This window comes from Koromonas humicola (assembly GCF_059726255.1).
Genome location: NZ_AP040873.1, coordinates 2,615,264 through 2,627,010, shown reverse-complemented (window position 1 = coordinate 2,627,010; position 11,747 = coordinate 2,615,264). Strand labels below are relative to the sequence as shown.

Annotated in this window: 10 protein-coding genes and 1 pseudogene; 8 read left to right on the top strand and 3 right to left on the bottom strand. The window is 53.8% G+C overall.

Going from position 1 to position 11,747, the window contains the following annotated elements; translation table 11 throughout:
• Positions 1-79: 79 nt before the first annotated feature.
• Positions 80-877: a LuxR C-terminal-related transcriptional regulator gene (locus AC6IZD_RS11385; RefSeq protein WP_497783434.1), complete on the top strand. Its 798-nt coding sequence runs from the start codon at positions 80-82 to the stop codon at positions 875-877.
• Between the two features lie 10 nt (positions 878-887).
• Here the strand turns inward: AC6IZD_RS11385 and AC6IZD_RS11380 are convergent, their stop codons facing one another.
• Entirely contained in the window at positions 888-1,625 is a 738-nt protein-coding gene (locus tag AC6IZD_RS11380) for an MIP/aquaporin family protein (RefSeq protein WP_497783433.1), read from the bottom strand.
• Between the two features lie 518 nt (positions 1,626-2,143).
• Between AC6IZD_RS11380 and AC6IZD_RS11375 the strand changes: the two genes are divergently transcribed.
• The 5 genes and pseudogenes from AC6IZD_RS11375 to AC6IZD_RS11355 form a co-directional block, all read left to right on the top strand.
• Positions 2,144-3,502 carry a glycosyltransferase gene (locus AC6IZD_RS11375; RefSeq protein ID WP_497783432.1) on the top strand — a complete coding sequence of 453 codons (1,359 nt, stop codon included), beginning with the start codon at positions 2,144-2,146 and terminating at the stop codon, positions 3,500-3,502.
• A gap of 175 nt (positions 3,503-3,677) precedes the next feature.
• A complete protein-coding gene (locus AC6IZD_RS11370) occupies positions 3,678-4,049 on the top strand; it encodes an ArsR/SmtB family transcription factor (protein ID WP_497783431.1) in 372 nt (123 codons plus the stop codon).
• Between the two features lie 119 nt (positions 4,050-4,168).
• Positions 4,169-4,534 carry an arsenite efflux transporter metallochaperone ArsD gene (arsD, locus tag AC6IZD_RS11365; protein WP_497783430.1) on the top strand — a complete coding sequence of 122 codons (366 nt, stop codon included), beginning with the start codon at positions 4,169-4,171 and terminating at the stop codon, positions 4,532-4,534.
• A 15-nt stretch (positions 4,535-4,549) separates the two neighbouring features.
• Positions 4,550-6,322 (top strand): arsenical pump-driving ATPase, encoded by a 1,773-nt coding sequence (arsA, locus tag AC6IZD_RS11360; RefSeq protein ID WP_497783429.1) that lies wholly within the window; start codon positions 4,550-4,552, stop codon positions 6,320-6,322.
• Positions 6,323-6,439: 117 nt separating this feature from the next.
• A pseudogene (locus AC6IZD_RS11355) lies at positions 6,440-6,727 on the top strand (XdhC family protein); the annotation flags it as partial.
• A gap of 1 nt (position 6,728) precedes the next feature.
• Here the strand turns inward: AC6IZD_RS11355 and AC6IZD_RS11350 are convergent.
• The gene (locus AC6IZD_RS11350) at positions 6,729-7,649 is read right to left on the bottom strand and encodes a YeiH family protein (protein ID WP_497787576.1); all 921 of its coding nucleotides are present in this window, start codon (positions 7,647-7,649) and stop codon (positions 6,729-6,731) included.
• 236 nt (positions 7,650-7,885) lie between these two features.
• Between AC6IZD_RS11350 and AC6IZD_RS11345 the strand changes: the two genes are divergently transcribed.
• Positions 7,886-8,797: a LysR substrate-binding domain-containing protein gene (locus AC6IZD_RS11345; protein ID WP_497783428.1), complete on the top strand. Its 912-nt coding sequence runs from the start codon at positions 7,886-7,888 to the stop codon at positions 8,795-8,797.
• Between the two features lie 399 nt (positions 8,798-9,196).
• Positions 9,197-9,448 carry a hypothetical protein gene (locus AC6IZD_RS11340; RefSeq protein ID WP_497783427.1) on the top strand — a complete coding sequence of 84 codons (252 nt, stop codon included), beginning with the start codon at positions 9,197-9,199 and terminating at the stop codon, positions 9,446-9,448.
• Between the two features lie 104 nt (positions 9,449-9,552).
• On the opposite strand, the gene AC6IZD_RS11335 is transcribed toward AC6IZD_RS11340, so the two are convergent.
• A complete protein-coding gene (locus AC6IZD_RS11335) occupies positions 9,553-10,989 on the bottom strand; it encodes a DUF4382 domain-containing protein (protein ID WP_497783426.1) in 1,437 nt (478 codons plus the stop codon).
• Positions 10,990-11,747: the final 758 nt, after the last annotated feature.

Here is an 11,747-nt window from a genome sequence, read left to right as displayed (position 1 = left end):
GTTGAGCGCACCATACACGGAATAGGCTGTTTCGCTTGTGGTACTATTCGCCTTCGGAACTTGCTCGCGGAGGAATGCTATGCCATGGTCGATGCATTCATCTCTGTCAAGAGTGGATGGCGTGCTTCTGCATGAAGCCGTTCACGAGTGCATCTCTGCTGACAGCGAGAACACTCTGCGAGAGAAAGTAGTACCTTGCTTGCAGAAGCTGATGGAGTTTGACTGCGCAGGCGCCGTACTTTGTAAAACGAATTCCTCTGGCAAGGTGGTGGCCGTTACCAGATTCTTCGACCTCTCACTTCCACTTCAATTCTGTATTGAATACGGCGAGCAGGATCTATTCGCTCAGGACGCTCTCGCAATCGACAACTTCCGAACCTACGAGCCCCAGTATTGGTCCAATCTCTCCAAGCAGCACATGCTCGCAAGAAGCGGAATACAAAAGAAAATCTCTTCTTCGAGGACAGTTGAATCGCTGCTCATCGATTTTGGCATCCCAAGCGGCTACACACATGGCTGCCCAACTTCTTCGCATTCGGATAGTGGCAGCTTTTGTAGCTTCCATGGACGAGCGCTCAAATTCGATTCTCGAACAGTAGAGATACTCGAAGATGTAGTACCTCATCTCCACATAGCGCTCTTACGCGCTGCTGCTCACGATCCCGACCACCGACAAGTGACACTCTCCCCTCGAGAGAAGGAGATTCTTTATTGGCTAAAGGAAGGCAAGAGCTCTTGGGAGATTTCGGTCGTGCTCAAGATCAGTGAGCGTACCGTAAACTTCCACGTGTATAACCTTCTTGAGAAACTGGGAGCAGTGAATCGCTCCCAAGCCGTCGCCCTTGCCCTCGCACGCGGTTTGATTCTGCTCGACTAGCAGCAATCCCTCACAGAATTCCGGACACTTTGCAGATTAGTGATCCGATGCCAGCTCCACAGAGCGGACCAACAACTGGAACTAGAGCGTAGCCCCAATCGGAACCGCCTTTGCCCGGAATAGGTAACACCGCATGTGCGATGCGTGGGCCAAGGTCACGTGGCGGACTCATCGCCCATCCCGTAGGACCACCAAGCCCCATTCCAAGCACCCAAATCAGCATTCCCCACAGGTACGGCCCGTAACCCGCCGGAAGCCCAGTGGGTGAGAGGCCTTTAGATCCAAATCCAAACCCAATGATCACAAGGAAGCACGTCGCAATAGCTTCTGTCATGAAATTTGCGGGAATGTCCCTGATTGCCGGAGCTGTGCAGAATATTCCGAGCTTCGCTGCGGGGTCCGGCGTCTCAGCCCAGTGGCGCAGGTAAGCGAGCCACACCAGAACTGCACCCACAAACGCGCCGGCAAACTGAGCGGCGACATAACCCGGAACAACAGACCATGGAATAGCTCCCGCCAGTGCAAGTGCGAACGTGACAGCGCTATTCAGATGTGCCACGCCTCCAACTGATAAGCTTGCGCAAACACCGGCAAGTACCGCTAATCCCCAAGCGGTGGCCACCATGAAATATCCTGCCGCGTTGCTTCCGCCCTTCGTTTTTCCCAGCGTGACATTTGCGACAACTCCATCACCGAGAAGTATCAAAACCATGGTGCCGAGAAATTCTCCAACTATCGGTCCGTGCATTTGAGCAGACCTCTCTTTCATAGAATGTGAAATCTGGTTCGTTCATTCCGTGCTGCTTTCAGCGCTTCTAACCCATTCAACGGAGCTTCACGGTAACTGGCCCGTCTTGGAAAACGGCGGAGACGGAGGAGGAAACCTCGGTCACCGCCAATTCGAAACACACGGACCTGAGGCCGTTTTGCTCCGACCTCTTCGAACAGCGTTCGCCCACTGGATATCCGGACACCGCTGTGTTCGATCTCGCATACAAAACTTGAATGGGAGCCAACGATTCCGGCTCTCGTTCCGTGCTGTGACTGACCTCCAATCCAGCACAGCGCAGTGACACGCTCTCATGGACACAGTGTCGTGTCAGCTGTAAGAAATGACAGGTGATTGCTTCGGGGAAGGGACGCTGCTTACCCCCGGCCATTAATCTATTTCTAATTCGAACATTGGATGGCGATGCTTTTGAGTCAAGGTAGTAAGCGCTAATGATGTGTGCAGATTGGGTTAGCTATGCGCCGGAGAGTTCGGCAATGAACTTGCATCACTATTCTGCATTCACACGCGTAGAAGGATTCTCCATGCCAACGCTTGGTCTCTCCATGATCGTCAAGAACGAGGAAGAGTGTTTACGCCCCTGCCTTGAGAGCGTGAGGGGTCTCGTAGACCAGGTCGTCATAGGAGATACAGGATCGACAGACAACACCGTGGCAGTTGCTCGTGATTGTGGCGCAACCGTGATCCCAGTCCCTTGGGAGGATCATTTTGCCAGAGCACGCAACGCTGTCCTCGATCAGATGACCACCGACTGGGTTCTGGTGCTCGACGCGGATGAGGAACTGGACCGTGGCGCAAAGGAACTGCTGCCCGCCCTGCTCGAACCGCCAGAAGCGAGAGCGTACCTTATAACTCGCCGCCTCTATGTTCGATCCAGTGCGTCTTATTCGCGAGAATCGCTTTCTGTTCAAAATGAATCGGAACTCGATCGCGCGCGTTCCGCCGGCTCCTATCACGACATGACCGTCATACGGTTGTTTCGGCGTGACCCTGAGATTTACTTCTTTGGACGCATTCATGAACTGATTGAGTATCGAGTTTGCGCCATGGGGATTGCCTTTCCGGAATCGCATCTTCTCGTGCACCACTATGGCTACCTGCGCGAGCAAACACCCACGGCTGCGACGGCAAAGAACGATTACTATCGTCGGCTTGGCCACCTCAAGGTGGAAGAAGAGCCCCACAACCCACTTGCCTGGTTCGAACTCGGCGAGCTGGAGTACAAATCTTTTCAGAACCTCGAATTTGCCCTCTCCTGCTTTATGCAGACAGTCAAATTGCATTCCCCATTCACACGCGCATGGCTGTTCGCAGCAGAAATATGCTTGGAGTTAGATAAGCCAACCGACGCTCTCTCGGCTCTCGCGCACACTGACAACTCAAATGAGGCACCAAGCTGGCGTGAACGGCTCAGAGGAGATATCTGCCTGCGATCTGGCGACCTTGCTTCTGCGAAAGCCGCCTACACTCGAGCGTTGAACCTCGGCAACACCGACCCGCTGATTGGCAGCCGACTTGGTTACCTGGAGGTGCGTTTGGGAGATGCTCAGCGCGGGTTTCAAAAGCTGCACTACGGCGTACAGAAAATGCCACGACGTCCTGAAGTGCACGACCTGCTCGTGAAAGCCTGTATCGCAACAGGAAACCTCGAAGGAGCAGCCCTAGCGGCCGAGAGCTTTGCATCCCACCTCGGCAGCCCCAAAACATACCTCCGCGCTGCTGCCATACGCGCACATCTCGGCCAGCCGCAACTCGCTCAAGCGTTGCTCTCGCGAGGCCTGTCCTTGTTCCCCGATTCAGTAGAACTTCAGACTGCCAGAGCCGAATACCGCTAAACACGAATACGCCAATGCCGCTCGGTTGTTGAGACCTGGCACCTCTTCGAAGTCGGTACGACGACCGCAACGCCCTTGTTCTAGGCTCACCTCCGGCGACAGCTCGTCCTCTTCCCAACGCAAAAAGATGTAATCAGTTGTTTCAATTGTTCAAGAATAGTTGTAGCATTGCGTCATGCAAAAGAGGGTTGCTCTCTCGGTGTTTGAAGCTTTGTCCTCTGGGGTCAGGCTGGACGCCTATCGTTTGTTGGTTAAACAGGGACCCGACGGGATGGTGGCAGGGGAGATTGCTTCGACCCTGAAAGTGCCCCCTACCAATCTCTCTTTTCATTTGAAAGAGCTTGCTCACACCCGGTTGGTGACGGTGGAACAAGAAGGCAGGTTTCAGCGCTATAGAGCTAACATTCCGTTGATGCTCGACCTGGTCGCTTACCTCACCGAAGAGTGTTGCGCTGGCCATCCGGAGAAGTGCGCTGATATTCGCGCGAGTTCTAAATGCTGCGACGCCGTTCTTCCACCTCTCACATCGGTGGGGAAATCCAAATGAACTCTGCGCCCGCGTATTGAGGCGATCCTGGCACGGTCATGAAATTAGAGTTCTACAACAATCTTGGACGCCAGATTTTGGGCTGCATCGCGTTACAACGATTTCTAAGGAGAACTGAAATGAAAAGCATTCAAGTATTCGATCCGGCTTTGTGTTGCAGTACGGGCATCTGTGGGGTCGACGTCGACAAGAACTTGGTTACGTTTGCTGCCGATGTGGAATGGGCCAAACAAAATGGTGCGAACATCGAGCGCTTCAATCTCGCCCAGCAACCAATGGCGTTTGCTGAGAACTCGACCGTGAAAGGTTTTCTCGACCGCTCAGGAGCAGACGCTCTGCCGTTGGTGCTGGTCGATGGCCAGATCGCCTTGGCGGGCCGTTATCCAGATCGCACCGAACTGGCTCGATGGGCCGGAATCTCACAATCGTCTTCTCCCGCCCTGAAGATGATCAATTCTTGCTGTTCAGGCGGACGCTGCTGTTAAGCGTTGGAGGTTGAAATGCGATTCCTGGAGAATCCTCCTCGCTTCTTGTTCTTCACCGGCAAGGGCGGAGTTGGTAAGACGTCGATTGCATGTGCGTCTGCTATCCAGTTGGCCGAAACTGGAAGCCGCGTTTTGCTGGTGAGCACCGATCCGGCATCCAACGTCGGCCAAGTGTTTGGAATTTCGATCGGCAATTCAATCGTAGGAATCCCCGCTATTCATAACCTGTATGCACTGGAGATTGATCCCCCGACAGCGGCACAGGCATATCGTGATCGTATCGTGGGGCCTGTGCGGGGAGTGCTGCCCGATTCGGTTGTCAAAGGCATTGAAGAGCAACTTTCAGGCGCCTGCACAACCGAGATCGCAGCCTTTGATGAATTCACTGCGCTGCTTACCGAGACGGCTCTCACCTCCGACTACGATCACATCATCTTCGACACCGCACCGACCGGGCATACGATTCGTTTACTGAGCCTCCCTGGCGCATGGAGCGGTTTCTTGGATTCAGGCAAGGGCGATGCTTCTTGCCTCGGCCCTTTGGCTGGACTTGAGAAACAGCATGAGCACTATAAAGCTGCACTTTCTGCTCTTAGTGACAGCACTCGCACGCGCTTGATTCTGGTCGCTCGTGCACAGCAAGCGACTTTGCGCGAAGTAGCCCGCACGCACGAAGAACTAGCGGCGATTGGGATATCTCAACAGTTTCTTGTGATCAACGGAGTGCTGCCTATCCACGAAGCCCCCGATGATGAGATGGCGTCTGCCATCCGTGAGCGCGAGCAGGCCGCGTTGGCTGCGATCCCAGAGGTTCTAGAATCCTTACCGTCTGAGAGCATCGCGCTGAAGCCTGTCAATATGGTTGGAGTTGATGCTCTGCGGAAACTGTTTATTGATCGAGTTTCATCGCCAGTCATTGCGAATGGCGCGCCGGCCAATAACTTTCCTGATATAGCCGCACTCGTCGAGGAGATCGCCGCTGTCAAGCATGGCTTGATAATGTTCATGGGCAAAGGTGGCGTGGGCAAGACCACTATGGCCGCCGCGGTTGCGGTTGAGTTGGCGCGCCGTGGACACCCCGTTCATCTCTCCACTTCAGATCCCGCTGCGCATATCTCTGAGACGCTTGCGGGAACCGTCGACAACCTGACCGTAAGCCGCATTGATCCGCAGGTCGAAACAGAGAATTACCGGCAGCATGTTCTCGCAATGAAAGGCTCGCACCTTGATGCAGCAGGTCGTGCCCTTTTGGAGGAGGACCTACGTTCTCCGTGCACGGAGGAGATCGCTGTGTTCCAGGCGTTTTCTCGCGTGGTAGCAGAGGCGGACAGCAAGTTCGTAGTGCTGGATACCGCTCCCACAGGACACACCCTGTTGCTGCTCGATGCGACTGGTGCGTATCACCGTGAGGTCATCCGGTTGATGGGCAATCAGAACCAGGTCACGCCTATGATGCAATTGCAGGATGCGACCCGCACCAAGGTTTTGCTAGTGACCCTTGCGGAACCTACGCCGGTACTGGAAGCGGCCAACCTGCAAGCAGATTTACGGCGTGCAGGGATTGAACCCTGGGCTTGGATTATCAACCAGAGCGTTGCGGCAGCTCAGACCAATTCGACTTTACTCAAGCAGCGAGCCCTTAACGAACTGCGAGAAATCGATCTCGTTTCACGAGTTCATTCAAAGCGATTGGCTGTGGTTCCTTTGCTAAGGGACGAGCCTGTAGGAGTGGATAGGCTGCTTGATATCGCAGCAAGCCACAACAAAGCCGTCCCTGTGTCTCGCTGAACATGAACGAAGATCGGGAAGTGTCCGCACATTCGAGTAGATGAATCGGCACATTCCGGGAGGAATCATGAACTCACACAATCTGTTCCGTGAAATGGTGCAGTTGCTGCAAATGGGCGGAGTTTTGCGGTTGTGACTGTCTTCGACAACGTGGGATCGGCACCCCGCTCCGATGGCGCGAAGATGATTGTTCGTGAAGATGACATCTCAGGTAGCACCGGTGGAGGTCGGCTGGAAGCGGAAAACATCTGTTTGGCCCAGGATGCTCTATCTTGCCAGAATTCGCTGAATCATTCCTGGATAACCTATCGGAAATCCATGAGTGATTCCGTTGCGAAAGTGCGGAGTAATGCTATGAACGTCTCCAATCGAAAGCGCTCTAGCAACGGCAAACCCTTTCTTTAATCTACAGGTGTATCCATCCAGACCGAATCAACGCGAGTGATGCCACGCCGATTATTGCCCAGAGCACTAGCCCTTGCAGAAATGGTCGAATTCCAACCTCTCTTAGCGTGTGTTTCGACAGTCCACTGCCAATCAGAAACAATGTTACCGTCAAGCCGATGACGCCAAGATGAGCAAGGCTTGGATAGACTCCCTTAAACACTGGAACATAAGTATTGGCCACTGCAGCTAGGCAAAAGTACAGGATGAACCAGGGCCATTGAATACGCGCTCTGCTTCCTGTAACGGCAGCCGTGGCGATTGACAGGGGAACGATCCACAACGCGCGAGCGAGCTTCACAGTTGTGCCAACCGCCAAAGCCACGGCCCCGAACTTTGCCGTTGCCCCAACGACCGAACTCGTGTCATGAATTGCCAACGCGCTCCAAAGTCCGAACTGTGATTGCGAGAGATGCAGCGCTGTACCAATTGGTGGAAAGGCCAACAGTGCGACGGAATTGAGGATGAACACAGTGCCGAGCGAGACAGCCATCTCTTCCTCGTTTGCGTTTGCAATCGGCGCAACAGCTGCGATCGCACTACCGCCACAGATTGCCGTACCGGCTGAGATTAAAAACGACGATACTGCTCCCACTCTGATCAAACGTCCCAGAGCGAGGCCGATCAGCAGTACAGAAGTTATGCTCACGGCGGTATAGAGAAATCCGCTTCTTCCTGCGCGCAACACCTCATGCAGGTTCATGCCGAAACCAAGTCCCACTACCGAGATCTGTAGCAGGAATTTTGATAGCTTTCTCGAATCCGTATGATAAGGGTGAGCGAACGAGAAGGCATAAACAAGACCAAGAGCCAACGCAACCGGCGGTGATACAAAGCCACTAGCCGCCACAATTAAGCAAACGAAAAACACGTTCTTTGCCATCAACTCATTGTGGCGTGCGATGTGAGAGGATATCCAATCACTAATAGTAATGGCCAATTTGTATTTCGAACGGGGTGGCATCCATCCGCTGCTCCTCACCAGCCTTTTTGGTAGATTGCGTCATAGCACCCGCGATGGCTCCATCCCAGTCGACTTTTTAATCGTTCGGCTAAATCATGCGTATCTCCATCCATTGAAACCAGCTTTGTACGATAATTTCCAGAGGTCAGGTTGCGATGGAGAATTTCCGTCTGAAGGTCTTTCGATCTGTTTGTGAACAACTAAGCTTCCGCCGTGCTGCCGAAGATCTGCATCTCAGTCAGCCTGCAGTTACGCAGCAGATCAAGGCGCTTGAGGAAGAGCTCTGCGTGCGCCTATTTGACCGTACAGGTGGGCGAGTTGTTCTTACGCCAGCCGGCCGGCTACTCAGAAACCGAGCCGAAGAGATGGCGCAACTTGCCGCGCGCACACAGGAGGAATTGGCTGCCCTCAATGGCGAACACTCCGGGATCTTACGAGCTGGCTCTTCCACTAGCATCGCGCAATACGTACTTCCCAGGATGCTCGGAGACTTCAAGCGAGAGCATCCTCGAGTCAAACTCCAGATTCGCAGTGGCAACACGGAACAGGTAGTCGATTGGCTTGTAGAAGGGCAGATTGGTATCGGTCTCATCGAAGGTCCAGCATTGCGCAAGGATGTTCATGTCGAACCATTCATGAAAGACGAGCTGGTTCTACTCTTTCCCGCCAACCATACGTGGCGAACCAGCAAAGAGCTTGGCATCCAGGATCTCAAGGGCGCTCCTTTTCTCATGCGCGAGCGAGGGTCTGGCACTCGCCGCGTCCTCGAGTCAGCGTTGGAAAAGGCAGGACTTAAAATCAAAGACCTTGAGATTGCAATGGAGTTGGATTCGAGCGAAGCAATTATTTCCAGTGTCGAATCCGGCCTCGGGATAGGATTCGTGACCCGAGCTGCGGTTGTTCCCAGATTACCCTTGGGCAAGATCGCTACAGCGCCCATCAAAGGCTTGCGGATAATTCGCAGTTTTTCTCTGGTCTATGTGGTAGGCCCCAAGCCCGATGGACTTGCCGGGATCTTCAGAGAATTCACCCTTGAACACGTTGGGAGAATAGATTCCTCTCGGTAAAAGGAACCACACGTGCTTTCTGACCTACGTTGATCGCCACAGTGGGTACTGGAGTTCTTGCGATCCGTGTCGATACGAATGAGAGCCGTGGCAGCTCGCGCGCGTTCTTTGTCACATCTCAGTGCTTACGCGATGACGTCAGCACTGCCCAACCGAGTGCTGCGCTTGCCCCTCGCGCAACAGCTAAGGAAACATCCCACGCGCAAATGAACATCTACTAGAAGTCAAATGCTTAGGAGCAGAATGATGAGATTGGGTTTTGCATTACTTACGGTTGTGGTTGCTTGTGGCAGTGTTCTCGCACAGACCGATACAACTACGCAGACCGGCGGACAGTCAGGCACCACCACGGACATGAGTAGAAGGCACTCTCAGCGGTCTTCCACCATGCAAACACACATGGCGGAGATGCAGGCGGATATGAACCAAATGAAAACTCAGATCGCCAAGATGCGCTCCGATGCAGAAAAGGTTCAAGACGCAAGTACCAAGGCTGCTCTTCTTGACAACGTGGAGATGTGGGATCAGTTTATGTCGCGTATGCAATCACACATGCAAATGATGATGCAGGGTGGCATGCATCGGCATGGGATGATGCATGCACAGCCCGATAGCAATCAAAATTCGACATCGCCCCAAAAGCCACAATAGAGATCGCTCGCGTCGTGCTGCGCACTTCCCTGTGGGACCATCAAGAGTGAGTCCGATGAAAGAACCCTCCCGAGGGCTCGAGTTAGGTCTGTACGCGTAGGGCTTTACTGCGCCGCTGTCATTCGGGTTGCCACTAGCTTGTACGTACCAGAATCGAAGAACAGCAATCCGCGAGCGTGGATGTTTATGCCGTTCGTTACCGAACTGAAGTCTCTAAGCTGCGTTCCGGCCTGTTGGAAGACCATGATCGAGGTTGCACCCGTCAGACTCGTGAATACGGAGTCCGAGGGTATGCTCAGAGTGAATGTCGCTGCGCCAGAACTTGCGTTGTAGTTTGAGACTGTTCCGTTGAAGCCCTGTGGTTCGAGTTGTACAGTGCTGGAGTTCTGTGATCCCAAATTGTTCATTCCTCCCATGCCGCCGCCCATCATGCCTCCACCACTCATCATGCCGGAGGAACTGATGGACGAAATCATCTGCCCCGCGAAGACGCGACCTGCATTGAACGTGGGAGTAAACGGCAGGTTGAGCATATCGGTGCCTTGTGTGTCGATTACATACGTGGTGTTGGCCCCAACATTCACGGTCATTCCGCTCGCCAGAAATGATGACATCATCCCGTTACCGATTCCGTCCATTGGAATCATGCTGAACTGCGTGGCGGGAGAACCGGTCACAGCACCGATCATTCCCATTGCCATCAGCCCGCCTGATCCCATCATCTGCTGCACGTAGCTCGCTGTAACTGATCCATCAGGCTGAAGGCTTCCGTTCAGCATAAGAATCATTCCGCTGCCCATTGCTCCCATTCCGCTTATGCCTTGAAACTGCGTTCCGCTGCCCGTCGCGAAGTTCATCTGCATGCCTTGTAAGCTGGACATGGTGAACGTGTTGCCTGCGGTTCCACTCACGCTGCCGATCATGTGCATCATCGCGCCGTGCTCGGGGTCCGCCGCGTTCGCCATCGCCGTATTCGCAAAGGCCCGGAATGTGGGTGTCACGCTCACGCTGCCGGAACTGTCAATCGCGATAGAGCGCGCCACGTCCATATCGAGGTTCATCACAATCGCTGAGGTGCCAACGGTTAACGAAGGGTTTAGTGGGATGTTAACGGACATTGGACCAGACACTGTCTTCTGAATTGAGGCATGGGTTGTCGGATCGATGTAGGTGACGGTGGCTGACGAAATCGTCAACCCCATCCCCGTGTAAGTCCCCTGCGGCAACTTCGGCATCGCAACCGGTTGCATCGTCCCCATCAGGTGCATCATCTCCAGCGTCATTGGAGATGAGATTACTGACACCGATGCTCCGGAGGAATCAGTAAAGCTCATGGCACTGATTGTTACTGTAATCGCAATAACGCGATCCGAGGGGCTGTCGCCCACATTCACCAATACGGCCGATGTACTCGCAGTGGGCGTTGAAGAGTGAGTCGATCCGCCTCCGCATCCGAGATTCGCGGCGACCAATGGAAGCGAAAACAAGAGTGCCAGAAGCGGTGCCAACCTGTTTGAGAACTTCCCTGAACTGCTCTTCACTGAACTACCTCCTGCAGCACTCGATTCGCATTGTCGGGTCGTGCCCAACAACAGATACATTTCGTCGCGGGTTGAGGATTGCAGACGTAATAGATCCGACAATCGTTCCGAGATCAATGCCCTTTGACCGCAACGTCTGCTGGATCTCCGGAGAAGTACCGCGCGCCGATGGCCTTGCGCTCTTTCCGGCTTTGCTCATTTCTTCGATGGTTCGGAGGGACTTTTCGGTGCATGCCATAACCGGATCAAATCAAGCGGAACGAAGAACGTTACATCGTGCCAGAATGTCGCCTTTCTGACTCCTTTGGTGCTGAGCGCTGCCGTAGATCGCCGTTTTCTGGCGATTCCCGGATTTGTCGCAGCAATGGTGTTGTTTCATGCCGTACACGGCTGGTATCCGCTGTTGCCCTTGCTTCGCCGTCTCAAGATTCGCACGCAGGATGATATCGATCGCGAATACTACGCTCTGAAGGCTGTGCGTGCTGACTTCGACGAGGTCGCTGAAGCAGACGCGAAACGTAGGGCAGCAGCAGCTTGGCGCGCAGTGACGTGTCGTCAAGAGCACCGCTCTGAATGTGAATGGTCTTGGGCGGCGCCACCTTTGGAGTGGTTCGTGTTCTCTTTGGTGGGGCGATGGGAGTTGCTTTGTCTAAGTCTGTGCGGAATGTGTAGAGTTACAGAAACTACATTCTCTTTGTTGCGCTGATTCCAGCCATTCAGTTCAAATTTGGCACGCCATTGGCACGTGAGGTCAGAAA